This is a genomic window from Streptomyces sp. NPDC096193, from assembly GCF_040302905.1.
Classification (GTDB): domain Bacteria; phylum Actinomycetota; class Actinomycetes; order Streptomycetales; family Streptomycetaceae; genus Streptomyces.
Map to the genome: position 1 here is coordinate 24,583 of NZ_JBEOSJ010000029.1, position 17,792 is coordinate 42,374.

General features: G+C 71.2%; 16 protein-coding genes. 11 read left to right on the forward strand and 5 right to left on the reverse strand.

Going from position 1 to position 17,792, the window contains the following annotated elements:
* Nucleotide 1: 1 nt before the first annotated feature.
* The 11 genes from ABTX78_RS30830 to ABTX78_RS30880 are packed head-to-tail and all read left to right on the forward strand — an operon-like array spanning nt 2 to nt 11,625.
* The gene (locus tag ABTX78_RS30830) at nt 2-1,246 is read left to right on the forward strand and encodes a glycosyltransferase (protein WP_352210074.1); all 1,245 of its coding nucleotides are present in this window, start codon (nt 2-4) and stop codon (nt 1,244-1,246) included.
* The gene (locus tag ABTX78_RS30835) at nt 1,243-2,478 is read left to right on the forward strand and encodes a class I SAM-dependent methyltransferase (protein ID WP_352210075.1); all 1,236 of its coding nucleotides are present in this window, start codon (nt 1,243-1,245) and stop codon (nt 2,476-2,478) included. The genes ABTX78_RS30830 and ABTX78_RS30835 overlap by 4 nt, the downstream gene beginning before the upstream one ends.
* A complete protein-coding gene (locus ABTX78_RS30840) occupies nt 2,475-3,284 on the forward strand; it encodes a glycosyltransferase family protein (RefSeq protein WP_352210076.1) in 810 nt (269 codons plus the stop codon). Before ABTX78_RS30835 ends, ABTX78_RS30840 begins: the two co-directional genes overlap by 4 nt.
* Nucleotides 3,281-3,928 (forward strand): PIG-L deacetylase family protein, encoded by a 648-nt coding sequence (locus tag ABTX78_RS30845; protein ID WP_352210077.1) that lies wholly within the window; start codon nt 3,281-3,283, stop codon nt 3,926-3,928. Before ABTX78_RS30840 ends, ABTX78_RS30845 begins: the two co-directional genes overlap by 4 nt.
* 3 nt (nt 3,929-3,931) lie before the next feature.
* Entirely contained in the window at nt 3,932-4,996 is a 1,065-nt protein-coding gene (locus ABTX78_RS30850) for an NAD-dependent epimerase/dehydratase family protein (RefSeq protein WP_352210078.1), read from the forward strand.
* Complete coding sequence (locus tag ABTX78_RS30855; RefSeq protein WP_352210079.1) at nt 4,984-6,264, forward strand: DUF4910 domain-containing protein; 1,281 nt, start codon at nt 4,984-4,986, stop codon at nt 6,262-6,264. Before ABTX78_RS30850 ends, ABTX78_RS30855 begins: the two co-directional genes overlap by 13 nt.
* Nucleotides 6,264-7,562, forward strand: a complete 1,299-nt coding sequence (locus ABTX78_RS30860) for a hypothetical protein (protein WP_502994010.1) — start codon at nt 6,264-6,266, stop codon at nt 7,560-7,562. The genes ABTX78_RS30855 and ABTX78_RS30860 overlap by 1 nt, the downstream gene beginning before the upstream one ends.
* Nucleotides 7,559-8,506 carry a glycosyltransferase family 2 protein gene (locus ABTX78_RS30865; protein ID WP_352210080.1) on the forward strand — a complete coding sequence of 316 codons (948 nt, stop codon included), beginning with the start codon at nt 7,559-7,561 and terminating at the stop codon, nt 8,504-8,506. The genes ABTX78_RS30860 and ABTX78_RS30865 overlap by 4 nt, the downstream gene beginning before the upstream one ends.
* Nucleotides 8,503-9,744: a polysaccharide pyruvyl transferase family protein gene (locus ABTX78_RS30870; RefSeq protein WP_352210081.1), complete on the forward strand. Its 1,242-nt coding sequence runs from the start codon at nt 8,503-8,505 to the stop codon at nt 9,742-9,744. Before ABTX78_RS30865 ends, ABTX78_RS30870 begins: the two co-directional genes overlap by 4 nt.
* On the forward strand, nt 9,741-10,292 hold the full coding sequence (gene rfbC, locus ABTX78_RS30875) for a dTDP-4-dehydrorhamnose 3,5-epimerase (RefSeq protein ID WP_352210082.1): 552 nt from the start codon (nt 9,741-9,743) through the stop codon (nt 10,290-10,292). The genes ABTX78_RS30870 and rfbC overlap by 4 nt, the downstream gene beginning before the upstream one ends.
* A gap of 7 nt (nt 10,293-10,299) precedes the next feature.
* On the forward strand, nt 10,300-11,625 hold the full coding sequence (locus ABTX78_RS30880; RefSeq protein WP_352210083.1) for a glutamate-1-semialdehyde 2,1-aminomutase: 1,326 nt from the start codon (nt 10,300-10,302) through the stop codon (nt 11,623-11,625).
* A gap of 7 nt (nt 11,626-11,632) precedes the next feature.
* Here ABTX78_RS30880 and ABTX78_RS30885 read toward each other — a convergent pair whose 3' ends face one another.
* The 5 genes from ABTX78_RS30885 to ABTX78_RS30905 form a co-directional block, all read right to left on the reverse strand.
* On the reverse strand, nt 11,633-12,322 hold the full coding sequence (locus ABTX78_RS30885; protein WP_352210084.1) for a phosphatase PAP2 family protein: 690 nt from the start codon (nt 12,320-12,322) through the stop codon (nt 11,633-11,635).
* Nucleotides 12,323-13,173: 851 nt separating this feature from the next.
* Nucleotides 13,174-14,364 carry a thiolase family protein gene (locus ABTX78_RS30890; RefSeq protein ID WP_352210085.1) on the reverse strand — a complete coding sequence of 397 codons (1,191 nt, stop codon included), beginning with the start codon at nt 14,362-14,364 and terminating at the stop codon, nt 13,174-13,176.
* A gap of 87 nt (nt 14,365-14,451) precedes the next feature.
* Nucleotides 14,452-15,114 (reverse strand): CoA transferase subunit B, encoded by a 663-nt coding sequence (locus tag ABTX78_RS30895; protein WP_352210086.1) that lies wholly within the window; start codon nt 15,112-15,114, stop codon nt 14,452-14,454.
* Complete coding sequence (locus tag ABTX78_RS30900) at nt 15,114-15,899, reverse strand: CoA transferase subunit A (RefSeq protein ID WP_352210087.1); 786 nt, start codon at nt 15,897-15,899, stop codon at nt 15,114-15,116. Before ABTX78_RS30900 ends, ABTX78_RS30895 begins: the two co-directional genes overlap by 1 nt.
* Nucleotides 15,900-16,023: 124 nt before the next feature.
* Nucleotides 16,024-17,787, reverse strand: a complete 1,764-nt coding sequence (locus tag ABTX78_RS30905) for an FAD-dependent oxidoreductase (RefSeq protein WP_352210088.1) — start codon at nt 17,785-17,787, stop codon at nt 16,024-16,026.
* Nucleotides 17,788-17,792: the final 5 nt, after the last annotated feature.

The following is a 17,792-nucleotide window of genomic DNA, read 5'->3' on the forward strand; positions in this document are numbered from 1 at the left end:
CATGCACGTTCTCGTGGCGCACAACCGCTACGCCTCGGCGCAGCCGAGCGGGGAGAACAAGGTCGTCGACCAGGAGGTGGAGGTACTGCGCGCGGCCGGCCATCGGGTAGAGGTGTTCGAGCGGCGCAGCGACGACATCGCCGCCCGCTCCCTGCTCGGCAAGGCCGCAGTCCCGCTCCTCGTGCCGTGGAACCCGGCGGTCCGCGCGGAGCTCGCCGCCCGCCTGCGCACCGAGCGGCCGGACGTGGTGCACGTCCACAACGTCTTCCCGCTCCTGTCCCCCGCGGTGCTGGCCGCCTGCGCCGACGCCGGCGTGCCCGCCGTCGCCACGCTGCACAACTACACTCAGATCTGCCCGCCGGGCACGCTGCAGCGGGACGGCCGGCCGTGCACCGAGTGCGTCGGGGCGGCGGCACCGCTGCCCGCCGTCCGGCACGGCTGCTACCGGAACTCCCGCCTCGCGACGGTGCCGCTCGCGGTCAGCCTGTCGGTCAACCGGCGACGGTGGTGGTCCGGCGTGGAGCGGTTCTTCTGCATCTCCGCGGCGCAGCGCGACGTCCTGGTGCGGGCCGGTATGCCGGCCGAACGGCTGGCGGTGAAGCACAACTTCGTCCCCGACACGGATGCCCGCCGATCGGGCGCAGGCGACCATCTGCTGTATCTGGGCCGGCTCGCGGAGGCCAAGGGCGTACGGCTGCTCATGGCCGCATGGGACGAGATCGCAGCGAGCGGCGGTGTCGGCGTGCCGCTCGTGATCGCCGGCACGGGACCGCTGGAGCACGAGGTCACCGCCTGGGCGGCGGGCCGGGACGACGTGCGCTGCGTCGGCCTGTACGACACGGCCCGGTGCAGGGAGGCCATCGCGCGATCGGTCGCGGTGGTGGCCCCCTCGACGTGGCTCGAGGCGTTCGGCCTCGTCGTCGTCGAGGCGATGGCCGCGGGGGTCCCGATCGTCGCGGCCGGTCACGGCGCCTTCGTCGAACTCGTCGAGGACGGCGTGACCGGCCTGTTGCACCGGCCGGGCGAGGTCGCCTCGCTCGCGTCCTGCATACGCCGGATCGCGGCCGGGCCGGACCGCAACCGGGACATGGGCCAGGCGGCCCGGCGCCGATACGAGCAGGGGTTCAGCCCGGCCGTCGGCCTGGAGCGCCTGCTGGAGGAGTACCGCACCGCGATCGCGGGACGGTCAGCGCTGACGCGCGGCGGAAACGCCCGCGCGAGCAGGGGGGATGGGGACAGCACATGACACGATGCCGACTCTGCGGCTCGGAAGCGATGGCGAGCGTCGTCGACCTCGGGGCGACGCCACCATGTGAGAGCTTTCTCGCCGCGGACCAACTGGACCGGCCGGAGCCGGCGTACCCGCTGCACCTGCGGGTCTGCACCGACTGCTGGCTGGCGCAGATACCGCCACTGATCACGCCCGAAGAGACGTTCAGCGAGTACGCGTACTTCTCCTCCTTCTCGACCTCCTGGGTCGAGCACGCGCGCACGTTCGTCGCCGACGCCGTGCAGAGGCTGGGTCTCGGCACCGACGCCTTCGTGGTCGAGGTCGCGAGCAACGACGGGTACCTGCTGAGGCATGTGGTGGACCGCGAGATCCGCTGCCTCGGCATCGAGCCGTCGGTGAACGTCGGCAAGGCGGCGCGGGACGCGGGTGTGCCTACCCTCACGGCGTTCCTGGACCCGGCCACCGGCACCGCCGTCCGCGAGGAGCACGGACCGGCCGACCTGGTCGTGGCCAACAACGTGTACGCGCACATCCCCGACGTGGTCGGCTTCACCCAGGGGCTGCGCGCCCTGGTCGCCGACGACGGCTGGGTCTCCATCGAGGTACAGCATCTGCTGACCCTGATCGAGGACAACCAGTACGACACGATCTATCACGAGCACTTCCAGTACTACACGGTCGCGGCCGCGATCCGGGCACTGGCCGGCGGCGGACTCTCGCTCGTGGACGTGGAGTTGCTGCCCACGCACGGCGGCTCCATCCGGCTGTGGGCCCGGCCGGCCGAGGTGGCCGGCGAGCCGACCGGCCGGGTGGCCGACGTGCTGGCCCGGGAGAAGGCCGCCGGGCTCCAGGAGCTGTCCGGGTACACCGAGTTCTCCGACCGGGTGGCCAAGGTGCGACGGGATCTTCTGCGGTTCCTCATCGAGGCGGCCGACCGCGGCGAGACGGTCGTCGGCTACGGCGCCCCGGGCAAGGGCAACACCCTGCTCAACCACTGCGGTATCCGGCCCGACCTGCTGCCCTACACGGTCGACCGCAACCCCTACAAGCACGGCAGGTTCACCCCGGGCACCCGCATACCGATCCTGCCGCCCGATCAGATGTCCGTCGACCGGCCGGACTACGTCCTCGTCCTCCCGTGGAACCTGCGGGCCGAGCTGGTCGAGCAACTGTCCTTCATCGGCGAGTGGGGCGGCCGGCTGGTCTTCCCCATCCCGGAACTGAGCATTGTCGAGGTCACGTCGTGAAGGTCGTTCTATTCTGCGGCGGTTACGGGATGCGGATGCGCAACGGAACCCCCGACGATGTTCCCAAGCCGATGGCGATGGTCGGACCGCGGCCGCTGATCTGGCACGTCATGCGCTACTACGCGCACTTCGGGCACACGGAGTTCATCCTGTGCCTCGGATACGGGGCCCACCACATCAAGGACTTCTTCCTCAACTACGAGGAGACGGCGTCCAACGACTTCGTGCTCAGGGGCGGGCGCACCGAGCTGTTGTCCACCGACATCTCGGACTGGACGATCACGTTCGCGCAGACCGGCGTCGAGTCACCGATCGGGGAGCGCCTGCGCCGGGTGCGGCACCACCTCGACGGCGACGAGATGTTCCTCGCCAACTACGCCGACGTGCTCACCGACGCACCCCTGCCGCAGATGATCGACCGGTTCGCCGGGCGTGACGCCGGCGCGTCGATGATGGTGGTGCCGCCTCAGTCGTCCTTCCACTGCGTGGACCTGGGCGAGGACGGCCTGGTGGGAGGCATCACCGCGGTGAGCGAACTGCCGCTGTGGGAGAACGGCGGCTACTTCGTGCTCCGCCAGGAGATCTTCGACCACATCCCGGAGAACGGGGACCTGGTCGCCGACGGATGCGCCCAACTGGCCAAGCACGGAAGGCTGGTGGCGCACCAGCACCGCGGCTTCTGGAAACCGACCGACACCGTGAAGGAGCGGGCCGCGCTCGACGCCGCCTACGCCCGGGGCGACCGCCCGTGGGCCGTGTGGGAACGGGACGGCGCGGGAGCGAAAGCCAGGGTGAGGGCCACATGATCCGGCTCGGCGCCGGACCACTGGACCGGATCGTGGCGGTGGGCGCGCACTGCGACGACATCGCCATCGGCGCCGGCGGCACACTGCTGATGATGTGCCTCGCGCGGCCGGGCATCCGCGTCGACGCACTGGTGCTCACCGGCGGCGGCAGCGACCGGGAGCAGGAGGAGCAGGCCGCGCTGGCCGCCTTCTGCCCCGGCGCCGACCTTCGGCTCACCGTGCACAAGCTGCCGGACGGCCGGCTGCCCGCGTACTGGGAGGAGGCCAAGGCCGCGGTCGAGGAACTGCGCCAACGGAGCGAGCCGGATCTCATCCTGGCCCCGCGCACCGATGACGCGCACCAGGACCACCGCGGTCTGGCACGGCTGATCCCCACCGCGTTCCGCGATCACCTCGTGCTCGGCTACGAGATCGTCAAGTGGGACGGCGACCTCGGCCGTCCGTCGGCGTACCAGCCGTTGTCACCGCAGATCGCCGAAGAGAAGGTGCGGCTGCTGCAGGAGCACTACCCCTCGCAGCGGCACCGGCCCTGGTACGACCGGGAGGCCTTCCTCGGGCTGGCCCGGATCCGCGGTATCGAATGCCAGGCGCGCTACGCCGAGGCGTTCGCCGTCACCAAACTCACTCTCGAGCTGGGGGAATGAACCTTGCGCGTACTGCTGACCGGCCACCAGGGCTATCTGGGCACCGTCATGGCCCCGGTTCTCACCGCCGCCGGGCACGAGGTCGTCGGGCTCGACGCCGGCCTGTTCGCCGACTGTGTGCTGGGCCCGCCGCCGGCCGACCCTCCCCCAGTCGGCGCCGGCGCGCCTGTGGGCGGTGCCCCCATGGGTCACCGGGTGGACCTGCGCGACGTCACCGCCGACCACGTGGCCGGGGTGGACGCCGTGATCCACTTGGCCGCCCTGTCCAACGACCCGCTGGGATCGCTGGCGCCGCAGCTCACCTACGACATCAACCACCACGCGTCCGTACGCCTGGCCCGGCTGGCCCGCGACGCCGGAGTGCGGCGCTTCCTGTACGCGTCGACCTGCTCGGTCTACGGCGCCTCCGGCGGCGACGACCTGGTCGGTGAGGACGCTCCGTTGCGCCCGGTGACGCCGTACGCGGAGTCGAAGGTACGGGTGGAGGACGACCTGCATGCGCTGTCCGACGGGGACTTCAGCCCGGTGTACATGCGCAACGCCACCGCCTTCGGTTTCTCGCCCCGGCTGCGCGCCGACATCGTGCTGAACAACCTGGTGGGCCATGCCCTCCTGTCCGGCCAGGTGCTGGTGCTCTCCGACGGCACCCCTTGGCGTCCGCTGGTCCACGCCGCCGACATCGCACGGGCCTTCGCGGCCGCGCTGACCGCGCCGCGCGAAGCGGTGCACGACCGGGCGTTCAACATCGGCAGCGAGGTCAACAACGTCACGGTCGCCGAGATCGCCGATCAGGTCGCCGAAGCGGTCTCCGGCGCTCAGGTGAAGATCACCGGGGAGAACGGCGCCGATCCGCGTTCGTACCGCGTGGACTTCTCCCGGTTCCGCGCCGCGATACCCGGCTTCGACTGCGAGTGGACGGTGAAGCAGGGCGCCCTCGAACTCGCCGACGCCTACCGGAGACACGGGCTCACGCGTGAGGACTTCGAGCGGCGTTTCACTCGCCTCGCCGTGCTGCGCGCGGCGTCCGAGGCCGGCGCCGTCGACGACACCCTGCGGTGGCGCCGATGACCTCTACCGGCGAAGAGATGCACGCCCTGGTGGAGCGGCTCTACCCGCTGTGCCGGAGCATCACCGGCGACGGTGTGCGCGCCACCCTGGACATCGTCGGCGAGTACGTCCCGCTTCAGGTGCACGAGGTACCGACCGGGACGCAGGTGCTCGACTGGACGGTGCCCCAGGAGTGGAACATCCGCGACGCGTACATCGCCGACGCCGCCGGCAACCGGGTCGTCGACTTCGCCGCGTCCAGCCTGCACGTGCTCGGCTACAGCGTGCCGGTGTCGCGCATCATGCCGCTGGCCGAGCTGCGCGCACACCTGCACACCCTCCCGGACCACCCGGGCTGGGTGCCGTACCGCACGAGCTACTACCGGCCGGCGTGGGGTTTCTGCCTGTCCCAGGAGACCCTGGACGCGCTGCCGGACGGCGACTACGAGGTACGCATCGACTCCACCCTCGCGGACGGCCATCTCACCTACGCCGAGCACGTGATCCCCGGTCAGGTCTCCGACGAGGTGATCGTCTCCTGCCACGTCTGCCACCCGTCGCTGGCGAACGACAACCTGGCGGGCATCGCGGTGGCGACGTACCTGGCCCGCGCGCTGGCTAAGGAGACGCCGTACTACACCTACCGGTTCGTCTACGCGCCCGGCACCATCGGGGCGATCACCTGGCTGGCCCGTAACGCGGAGCGGGTGGAGCGCGTCAAGCACGGCCTGGTGCTGGCCTGCGCCGGCGACTCGGGCTCGCTGACGTACAAACAGAGCAGACGCGGCGACGCGGAGATCGACAAGGTGATGCGACACGTCCTCGCCGCCTCCGAACGACCGCACCACATCGCCGAGTTCACCCCGTACGGCTACGACGAGCGGCAGTACTGCTCGCCCGGGTTCGACCTGGGCGTGGGCTCGCTCAGCCGGACCCCGTACGCCGGCTACCCCGAGTACCACACCTCGGCGGACAACCCGGACTTCGTCTCCCCCGCGGCGATGGCGGACACACTCGCCGTCTGCCGCGAGGCGTTCGCCGTCCTCGACCGCAACCGGCGGTATCTCAACCTGAGTCCTTACGGGGAACCGCAGTTGGGGCGGCGCGGGTTGTACGACTCACTCGGCGGACGCAGCGACGCGCAGCAGGCGCAGATGGCCATGCTCTGGGTGCTCAGCCTGTCCGACGGCGAGCACGGTCTGCTGGAGGTCGCCGAGCGGTCCGGGCTGCCGTTCGACACCGTCGCCGCCGCGACCGACGCCCTGCACGGCGCCGGTCTGATCAAGTGATGACGCGGATGACCATCGAGGAGGAGAAGGCGACGGCAGCAGCCGGGTCCGCCCGGCGTGCCTTCGCCGGGCGGCTGTCCTGGGGACTGGCCGACCAGGCGGCCTCCAGCATCAGCAACTTCGCGGTGGGGATCTACGTGGCGCGCTCGCTGGGCGTGACAGCGTTCGGCGTGTTCAGCCTCGCCTGGGTGACGTACGGCGTGGTGCTCAACGTGTCTCGCGGCCTGGCCACCGATCCGCTCGTGGTGCGCTTCAGCGGTGTGTCGGACGCGTCCTGGCGCGGGGCGGTGGCCCGGTCGTCGGGTACCGCGCTCGGCGTCGGCGGCGCCATCGGTGCCGTGTGTCTGGTGGTCGGTGTTGCTCTCGGGGGCAGTGTGGGGCCCGCGTTCGTGTGTCTCGGCGTCATGCTGCCGGGGCTGCTGCTCCAGGACGCCTGGCGGTACTCGTTCTTCGCCGCGGGCCTCGGGCGCAAGGCCTTCGTCAACGACCTCGTGTGGGGCGTCGCGCTCGTCCCGGCCCTGGTCGTGGCGGCCCGCGTGGGCAGCGTGGCCGCCTTCGTGCTCGCCTGGGGCGCGTCCGCCACCGTGGCCGCGGGATACGGATACATCCAGTCCGGCATCCGGCCCCGGACGACCCAAGCACGCGCCTGGCTCCGCGAGCAACGCGACCTCGGCAACCGGTACCTCGTCGAGAACGTCAGCCTCAGCGGTGCCGGCCAGCTGCGTGCGTACGGGCTCGGCGTGATCGTCGGGGTCGGCGCCGTGGGCGCGGTCCGGGGCGCCGAACTCCTCCTCGGCCCGTTCCTCGCCGTGCTGATGGGCCTCTCACTGGTCACGGTCGCGGAGGCGGCACGGGTGCTGCGGCGGGCCCCGCACCGCCTCGGCAGATTCTGCCTCCTGCTGGGGGGCGGGCAGGCCGCCGCCGCGCTGCTCTGGGGCGGGGCCCTGCTCCTGATGCCGGACCGGCTCGGCGAACTCGTCCTCGGCGACGTCTGGCACTTGGCCTCACAGCTCATCGTGCCGGTCACCCTCGGCGTCGCGTGCGCCGGCCTCGGCACCGGCGCGGCGGCCGGGCTGCGCGCGCTCGCCGCGGCCCGCCGCAGCCTGCGCTGCCAGCTCTTCGCCTCCGCCTGCTACGTGGCGGGCGGGCTCGGCGGGGCTGCCCTCGGCGGCACGGTCGGCTCGGCCTGGGGCGTCGCCGCCGCGACCCTCGCCGGCTCCGCCGTGTGGTGGCTCCAGCTGCGTTCCGCCCTGCGCGAGCACCACCAGGACACCATCCCCGAAGTGAGGACGACATGACCGCCCACCCCAGGCTGAGCATCGGCCTGCCCGTGTACAACGGCGAGGAGTACCTCGCCGAATCGCTCGACGCCCTGCTCGGCCAGACATACCAGGACTTCGAGCTGGTCATCTCCGACAACGCCTCCTTTGACGGGACCGAGGACATCTGCCGCGAGTACGCCGCGCAGGACTCCCGCATCCGGTACATCCGGCTGCCGCGGAACATCGGCGCCGCTCCCAACCACAACTACGTGTTCACCGAGTGCCGCGGCGAGTTGTTCAAGTGGGCCTCGCACGACGACCTCTACGCCCGGGACCTGCTGCGACGCTGCGTGGAGGCACTGGACGAGCGGCCGCAGGTCATCCTCGCGCACTCCGACCAGGCGGTCATCGACGGCGAAGGACAGCTGAAGGTCCCGTACGAGTACGGGCTCGCCACTGCCTCGCCGCACGCGCCCGAGCGCTTCCGCAGCTTCCTGTTCGAACCCGGTGGCGACGACTTCTACGGGGTGATGCGTGCCGACATGCTGCGCCGGGTGAGGCCGCACAACAGCTACCACCACGCGGACCGCACGTTCGTCGCCGAGATCGTCCTGAACGGGCCCTTCCACCAGGTGCCGGAGCTGCTGTACTTCCGCCGGGACCACCCCACCCGCGCCGAGCGGGCCAACCCGTCCAAGCGCTCCCGGTGCGTCAATCTGGACCCGCGCCGGGCAGGCCCGCTGCACCCGACACCCCGGCTGCTCGCCGAGTACGTCTGGGGGTTCGCCGCGGCGATCCGGCGGGCGCCGTTGTCCCCGGCCGACCGGCGCGCGTGCTTCCGCCACCTGGCCGCGTGGATGACCAGCCGGTTCCGGCCGGGCGCCGGCGAGCGGGTCGAGGACCGCGCCCCTGTCGACCCGGGCCGCCGCACCGTCTCCGTCGACGCCCTCGTCGCCGGGCGTGAGGGGAGGAAAGCGTGACGTCCGCGGACGAAATCCCGGTGCGCGTCGGGGTGTTCGGACTGCTCGGCTCCGGCAACCTCGGCAACGACGGATCGCTGGAGGCGGTGCTCGGGTACCTCCACGCCGCGCACCCGGACGCGGTGGTGGACGCGCTCTGCGGCGGACCCGAGGTCGTGGCGTCCCGGTACGGGATCCCCGCGACGCGGCTGCACTGGTATCGCGGGGAGTACCGGACCGCGGCACGTGCGGGCGCTGTCGTGGCGAAGGGTCTCGGCAAACTCGTCGACGCCGTCCGCACCGCCGCCTGGGTACGCCGGCACGACGTGGTGATCGTGCCGGGCATGGGCGTCCTGGAGGCCACGCTGCCGCTGCGGCCGTGGGGCTTCCCGTACTCGCTGTTCCTGCTCTGCGTGACCGGCCGGATGTTCGGCACCCGGGTCGCGCTGGTCGGCGTCGGCGCCGCCGCCATCGGCGACCGTCCGACCCGTGCCCTGGTGCGCCGGTCGGCGCGGCTGGCCGGTTACCGGTCGTACCGGGACACCCTGTCCCGCGACGCGATGCGGGCCATGGGCGTGGACACCGCGCGCGACGAGGTCTACCCGGACCTCGCGTTCGCCCTGCCGGCACCGGCAGGCGGACCCGACAAGCTCTCAGCCCCGTCGGGGCTGGTCTGCGTCGGCGTCATGGACTTCCACGGCGGCAACGACGACCGCGCCCGGGCCGAGGAGATCCACCGGCGCTACCTCGACGGTACGACCCGGTTCGTCCGCGCGCTGGTCGAGGACGGCAGGCCGGTCCGGTTGCTCACCGGCGACGCATGCGACGCGCCGGTGGTCTCCGCGATCCTCGAAGCGGTGGACTCGCCGCTGGTCACCGCTGCCGAGGCGGCTTCGCTGGCCGACCTGATGAAGGAGACGGCGGCTGCCGACACCGTGGTGGCGACCCGCTACCACAACCTGATCTGCGCGCTGAAGGTCGGCACCCCGACGCTCGCGCTGAGCTATGCGGCGAAGAGCGACGCGCTCATGGATCGGATGGGGTTGGGCGCGTACTGCCACCCGGCTCGCGAGGTGGACGCCGACCGGCTGCTGGAGCAGTTCAGGGCGCTGGAGAAGCGATCGGCGGAGCTGCGGCACACGCTCGCCGAGCGGAACCTGATCGCTGCCCGCCAACTCGACGACCAATTCACCGCGTTGACGGCCGCCCTGTTCCCGCCGGCCGATCTCGCGCACGCCCGCACCCAGGAGACGCCGTGAAGGTGACCGAAGTCCCGGCGATCGCGGGCGCGTACCTCTTCGAGCCGACGGCGTACGCCGACGAGCGCGGCTTCTTCTGCCGCACGTTCGACGCCGACGTGGTCCGCTCGGTGGGCCTCGATCCGAACGCCTTCGTCCAGGACAGTGTGTCCCGCTCGGTCCGCGGCGTGCTGCGCGGCCTGCATCTGCGCTCCGGCGCCGGCGAGGCCAAGCTGGTGCGGTGCTCGTACGGGCAGATCTTCGACGTCGTCGTGGACCTGCGGGCGGACTCGCCGACCTACCGCAACCATGCCTCCTTCGAGCTGTCCGGCGACACGCAGGTGACCCTGTACATCCCGGCGGGGTGCGCGCACGGCTTCCAGTCGCTGACCGAGACCGCCGACACCTCGTACCGGATAGACCGTCCGCACGACCCGGCCGAGGACGTGACGATCGCCTTCGACGACCCGGATCTCGCCATTTCCTGGCCGCTGCCGGTCACATCGATGTCCCAGCGGGACCGGGAGGCACCGAGCCTCGCCGAGGTCCTGAAGCACAGAGAGAGTTGAGGTCGTCGTGGACACCGAAGAGTTTCGACTGCCCCGGTCGCGGACGGCGAACGAGCGGCTGCACGCCATGATTCCGGGAGGCGCGCACACCTACGCCAAGGGCGACGACCAGTACCCCGAGGACTTGGCTCCGGTCATCAGCCACGGCCGCGGTGCCCATGTGTGGGACGTCGACGGCAATCGCTACATCGAGTACGGTTCCGGCCTGCGGTCGGTCAGCCTCGGCCACGCCCACCCACGCGTGATCGAGGCGGTGCGCCGGGAGATCGACCGTGGCAGCAACTTCGTCCGGCCGTCCATCGTGGAGGCCGACGCCGCGGAACGCTTCCTGGCCACGGTGCCGACCGCCGAGATGGTGAAGTTCGCGAAGAACGGCTCTGACGCCACCACCGCCGCGGTGCGGCTAGCCCGCGCGGCCACCGGGCGCCCGCGGGTGGCCGTCTGCGGCGACCAGCCGTTCTTCTCCGTCGATGACTGGTTCATCGGCTCCACGCCGATGTCCGCCGGTATTCCGGCGGAGACCACCGAGCTCACGGTGGCGTTCCCCTACGGGGACCTGGCCGCGACGGAGGAACTGCTCACCCGGTATCAGGGTGAGGTCGCCTGTCTGATCCTCGAACCCGCCGGCCACACCGAGCCGCCTCCCGGTTACCTCGCCGGTCTGCGCCAACTGGCCGACCGGCAAGGCTGTGTACTCGTCTTCGACGAGATGATCACCGGCTTCCGCTGGTCCGAGGCGGGAGCGCAGGGCCTGTACGGAGTCGTCCCGGACCTCTCCACGTTCGGCAAGGCGCTGGGCAACGGATTCGCCATCTCCGCGTTGGCCGGGCGCCGCGAGCTGATGGAGCGCGGCGGGCTGCGCCACTCCGAGGACCGGGTCTTTCTGCTGTCCACCACGCACGGTGCGGAAACGCACTCCCTGGCAGCCGCGATGGCCGTGCAGACCACCTACGTCGAAGAAGGGATCACCGCGCAACTGCACGCCCTCGGTGAGAGATTGGCCGCCGGCGTCACCGAGGCCGCGGCCGGCATGGGTGTCGGCGACCATGTCGTCGTCCGTGGCCGGGCCAGCAACCTGGTCTTCGCCACCCTCGATGAGAACGGGCGGCCGTCGCAGCGGTACCGCACCCTCTTCCTGCGCCGTCTCCTCGCGGGCGGGGTGCTGGCCCCGTCGTTCGTGGTGAGCAGCGCGCTGAGTGACGACGACATCGATCACACCGTCGACGTGGTGGCCCAGGCATGTGCGGTGTACCGGAAGGCCCTTGACGCCGCGGACCCCACGCCTTGGCTGGGAGGACGAGCGGTAAAGCCGGTGTTCCGCCGCTTGACGTGACGTGACGTCAGCGAGGCTCCCGTTGACCGGCGTCGGCCCTCCGGTCGGCCAGGCTGTCGGCGATCCGGTCGACCAGCCACGCGGTCGCCGGTACCACCGCCAGCGCGGTGCACCAGCCGCCGAGGGCGTCCGTCGGGTAGTGCGCGCCCAGGGCGACCTGCGCCCATCCCATCGCGGCGCCCGCAACCAGCGCCGCGGCGAGCACCACCACCGTGCCGGTCTTTCTGCCGAGGCCGAGTCGGCCGGTCGCGAGCAGCGCGACCACGAGGGCGAGCGCGGTGAGGAAGGCGGTGTGCCCGCTCGGATAGGACAGGTTGTCGTCACCGTGGATGGTGCGTGCCACCAGGGGCTTGAGGAGCGTCGTCGTGCCCACGGTCATGGCGGTACCGGCAATGATGAGCGCCGCGGCACGAGGACGCCGAAGCAGCAGGCAGCCCGTTGCGGTGGCCACGACCAGTACCGCCGCTCCCGCAGGCTCGCCCAGGAAGTCGACGGCCAGAGCGACGTCTCGCCACGGCGGGCCCACCCTGTCCGCCGTCGGCCGGATGATCCACCCGTCCACCCGGCCGGGCTCGCTGTGGCCGGCGTACAGGATCCCGAGCACGACGACCATCAGGGCGGCGAGGGCCGCGATCAGCCCGAGCCATGCGCCCAGCGACGGGGGCGGCACCGCGTGCGCCGCTGACCGGCCGGTCACCCGCCCACCGCGTCCGGTCGGCCTGCGGTGCTCTGCGGGGATCGGTCGAGGGGGTTCCGCATCGTGACTCCTGGCGGCGGGGCGAGAGCTCGGCGCTTCACGCGACCTGTGGGCAGCCATGCATCAGCGCCTTCCTCTTTCCGACCCGCCCCATGAGGCGGGGGGTTGTTCGCGGCCGACTCCGGCGACCGTGCAGCGGCACGCCACGGCCTATGCCCCGTCAGTACCTCTGCTCCCGCCAGCAGTTCCGAAAGGCCACCATCGCGACCCCACCGCGCAGGCCGATGAGCGCACCCGCCACACACCGTCGCAGAGCATCCGACAGATGCGATGCCTCTCCTCCCCCCGTCGGGGCCCACGCTATGTCGCCCCCGCCGTTACCGCGATGCCGCGTCCAGAAGAACTGCCCGCCGCCGGCCGCTGACATGGCCGGAACGTGGATGTACAGGCCGCGCGCGGCATCGCTTCCTCAATGGTGCGGTCGCGGCAAACCGCCGTCGGACAGTCCGCGGGTCAGCATCCGGCGCTGCCCGTTGCACCGCCACCACCACGTCCACCATCCCTAAGGCGACGCCGAGCAGCACACTCGCCGCTGGACGGCGGTCCCCCTGGCTTCGCCCCCGCCCCGCTGACGGTCGGCCAAGTGCCGTGTCTGCCCGCTACGTCCGTCGCCTGCGCGACGTTCGCAGTGAGCGCCCGGAGGGACCGCACCGCTCATGACCATGCAGACGTGAATCCCTGGCGAGTGACGGCGAACCGGGCGACGCACCCGCCCCGAGCGGGCATCGCCGCCGTGCCCGCACCCGTGAGCGGGCTGGGACGAACACGCCCGGACGTCAAAGGAGCGCGGCTCAGCGCTCCAGGACGAGGGCCATGCCCTGGCCGACGCCGATGCACAGCGCGGCCAGGCCGGTGCCCGAGCCCGCTTGCGCGAGTTGGTGGGCGACCGCTCCGGTGATGCGGGCGCCGGAGGCGCCGAGCGGGTGGCCGAGGGCGACCGCGCCGCCTCTCGGGTTGAGGAGGCCGGGATCGAGTTCGGGCAAGGCGGCGAGGCAGCCCAGTGCCTGGGCGGCGTAGGCCTCGTTGAGTTCTACGGTGCGCAGGTCGCCGAAGTCTCGCGCGGCCTTCGCGAGGGCCTTGCGGATGGCCTCCACCGGGCCGAGGCCGAAGTACTGCGGCTCGATGCCGGTGACCGCGTTGGCCCGGATCCTGGCGAGCGGCTCGCGGCCGATCTCGGCCAGCCCGGCCTCGTCGGCGAGCAACAGCGCAGCCGCACCGTCGTTGAGGGGCGAGGCGTTGCCGGCCGTGACCGTACCGCCTTCGCGGAAGACGGGCTTCAGACGGGCCAGCGCCGCCAGGGACGTGTCGTCCCGGATGCCCTCGTCACGCAGGAGGTCGATGCTCTCCACCGGGACCACCTCTGCGTCGTATGCACCGTTCTTCCAGGCCCGGGCAGCCTTCTCGTGACTGGCGAGCGCGAAGACGTCCTGGGCTTCACGCGTGATGCCGTACTTGTCGGCGATCAGCTCGGCGGTCTCGCCGAGCGGGATCGTCCACTCCTCGGGCATGCGCGGGTTGACCATCCGCCAGCCGAGGGTGGTGGAGTACAGCTGCTGGTTGCCGACGGGGAAGGCCCGCTCCGGTTTCGGCAGGACCCAGGGGGCGCGGCTCATGGATTCCACTCCACCGGCCACGGCGATCGACGCGTCGCCGAGTGCCACGGCGCGGGCCGCTTGGACGACGGCCTCCATCCCCGAGCCGCACAGCCGGTTCACCGCGGATCCGGGGACGGTGACGGGCAGGCCCGCCAGCAGTACGGCCATGCGGGCGACATCACGGTTCTCCTCCCCCGCTCCGTTGGCGTTCCCGAACAGCACGTCGCCGATGAGGGCCGGGTCCAGGGCAGGACTCCGCTCGAGCAGACGCCGCAAGACGCCGGCTGCGAGATCGTCCGGACGCACGGCGGACAGGGCACCGCCGTAACGGCCGATCGGTGTGCGGACGGCGTCGACGACGTACACGTCCCGCGGGCTCTCGTTCATCGGGACTCCTTCTGGTTGCGAGGAACAGCTGAGGGCAGGTGAACCCGCTGGTCCGGGGCGGGCTTTCCGGAACCCGGCCGGCGGGGTTCAGGCACTGGCCGGACGCCGGCTGACGGTGGCCGGCACGTGTACCGGCGCGGCGGTACGGGCGACGACCTCGTCGGGGTGCACGCCGGGAGCGGTCTCGACGAGGACGAGGCCGCGCTCGGCGACGTCCAGGACGCCGAGGTCTGTGATGACGCGGTCGACACACGCCCGGCCGGTCAGCGGCAAAGTGCACTCGGCAACAAGTTTCGGGCTGCCGTCCTTTGCGCAGTGGTCCATGACGACAATGACCCGCCGGGCGCCGTGGACGAGGTCCATCGCACCGCCCATGCCCTTGACCATCTTGCCGGGGATCATCCAGTTGGCGAGATCGCCGGTGGCGGAGACCTGCATGGCGCCCAGTATCGCGGCGTCCATGTGGCCGCCGCGGATCATTCCGAAGGACAGTGACGAGTCGAAGAAGCTCGCGCCCGGCAGCACCGTGACCGTCTCCTTGCCCGCGTTGATCAGGTCGGGGTCGACGTCCTGCTCGTCGGGATACGGGCCGACGCCGAGGATGCCGTTCTCCGACTGGAGGACTACGTGGATACCTTCGGCCATGTGCTGGGGCACCAGCGTCGGCAGTCCTATGCCGAGGTTGACGTAGTCGCCGTCCTGGATCTCGGCCGCGGCGCGGGCCGCCATCTCGTCCCTGGTCCAAGGCATCAGTGCTGCACCGTCTCTCGTGCCGGAGGTGCGGAGACCGTGCGCCGTTCGATGTACTTGTCCACCGCTTGTTCCGGCGTCAGTTCCACCACACGCTGGACGAAGACGCCGGGGAGATGGATCTCGTCCGGGTCGAGTTCGCCGGGTTCGACCAGCTCCTCCACCTCGGCGACGGTGACGCGGCCGGCCATCGCCGCGAGCGGGTTGAAGTTTCGGGCCGACCGGTGGAAGACGAGGTTGCCGTGCCGGTCGCCCTTCGCGGCCCGCACGAGAGCCACGTCGGTGGTGATGCCGTGCTCGAGCACGTAGCGCCGGCCGTCGAACTCGCGGACTTCCTTGGGCGGTGATGCGACGGCTACGGTGTCTTCCCCGGGGGAGTAGCGCCAGGGCAGTCCGCCTTCGGCGACCTGAGTGCCGACCCCGGCGGGCGTGTAGAAGGCGGGAATGCCGCAGCCGCCGGCCCGCAGGCGTTCGGCGAGCGTGCCCTGAGGCGTCAACTCGACCAGCAGTTCGCCGGAGAGGTACTGGCGGGCGAACTCCTTGTTGTCACCGACGTAGGAGCCGGTGACGCGGGCGATGCGCCCCGCGGCGAGGAGGATACCGAGGCCGCCGCCGTCGACACCGCAGTTGTTGGACACCACGCTGAGTCCGCTCGCGCCGGTCGCGTACAGCGCCTGGATCAGCACATTGGGGACGCCGCTGAGGCCGAAGCCGCCGACGGCGAGCGATGCTCCGTCCCCGACATCCGCCAGCGCGACCTCGGCGCCGGCCACCACCTTGTCCATGTGCACTGCACTCCGTTCTGTTCGGCGAAGGCGGGAGGGGCGCCCGCCTCTGTTCGTGCGTCCTTGCGTCCGTGCGGTCGCGTGTCCGGTACACGTCCAGCGCTCCGGTGGCGCTGGAGTACGGTCAGCGCTGCAGCACAGCCCTCAGGGCGGCCAACAACTCCTCGTACGCGGTGGGTTCGGCCTCCGGAGTCGAGACGGACCGCCAGGCGATGTACCCGTCAGGCCGGACCAGCAGGCACCCGTCCTCGGCGAGTTCCGATGTACGCCGCCACTCGCCATAGGCGTCGCGGCTGTTCGCGGCGCCTATGCGCACGGACTTCAGGGGAATGCCCAGTGCGTTGCCGCAGTTTGCCGCCGCGGACTCCCACACGCCTCCGCAGAGTCCGGTCACGACCGTGAAGGTGCCCTTGCCGACGATGTCCAGCGTGGAGATCCGGTGGCCGTCGCCGTCGACGAGCCAGGCGTGCGGCACTTTGGCGCCGGGGCGGGTCGTGGGCCGGTGGATCAACTCCGGGTCCCCTGTCCACACCTCGGAGGGGCCGGCGTCCTCGATGACCGCGGACGAGATGTAGCGCTGGTTCATCTCGACACCGTGGGCGTTGAACTCGTAGTTCTTCAGCTGAATGGCCTCTTCCAGCGCCTCACGGCGCTTGGCACCGTCGACCGTCTCGCTGCGGCTCGCGGCGAGACCCTCGGCGATGTCGTCCTCCTCGCTGTACCCGTCCAGGCCGAGGGCCTGGAACACCGGGCCGAACTGGTCGCGGCTCAGGTTGGCGCGGTCGACGATCTCCTTGCCGACCGGTGCCCGCTCCGCGGTGTAGGTGTCGAGGAGTCCCGGCCCGGCCTCACCGCGGATGACCGTGGCGAGCTTCCAGGCCAGGTTGTACGAGTCCTGGATCGAGGTGTTGGAGCCGAGACCGTTGGACGGCGGGTGCCGGTGCACGGCGTCCCCCGCGCAGAAGACCCGCCCGGCCGAGTACGTCGTGGCATAGCTGTGGTTGACCGTCCACAGGGAACTGGACGTGATCTCGACGGGAACGTCCCGGTCCCCGATGAGGTCGTGCACGATCTCCCCGGCGGCCGCCTCGTCCATGTCAGGTGCGGGCTGGTCGATGTCGTATCCCCACACCAGCAGCCACTCGTTCCAGGGCCGCACCATGCGCACCAGCCCCATGCCGATGCCGCCCATGTGGGCACCGGGACGCATCACCCAGTACAGGACGCTCGGCCGGTGGGCCACATACCGCGACAGGTCGGCCCTGAACGTGATGTTCATGCTGCCGGCCTTGCCGCTCTGCCCGGCTATCGGAAGCCCGATCTGCTCCGCGACCCTGCTGCGACCTCCGTCGGCACCGATCAGATAGCGGGCCCGTACCGTGAACTCGTCGCCGCGCACCCGGTCCCGGAGGCGCGCGGTGACCCCGTCGGCGTCCTGTTCCAGGTCGAGAAACTCGGTGTCGAAGCGGATCTTCGCTCCCCGCGCGGCGGCGTTCTTCACCAGGATCGGTTCCATATAGGTCTGCGGAAGGTCGATCATCTGCGCGGGGCTGGCGGTGCCGTACTCGGTCGCCGAGTACGGGCCGGTGCCCCAGCTGCGGATCCTGCCGATCTCCTCGCCGGCCAGCGCGGTGCACAGCACGGTGTCGCCCATGAGGTCGGCCGGGCTGCCCGCCTCGGCGGCCTCGGCGTCCACACCGAGGTCCCGCAGCACTTCCATCGTGCGCTGGTTGGTGATGTGCGCCCGGGGGGTGTTGGCCAGCCATCCGTACTTGGTGACGAGGAGGGTGCGGATGCCGTACGAGGCCAGGAGGAGGGCCGCGGAGCCACCGGCGGGGCCGCTGCCGACGACGAGGACGTCGGTGTCGTAGGTCTTGTTCGATTCCATGGGAC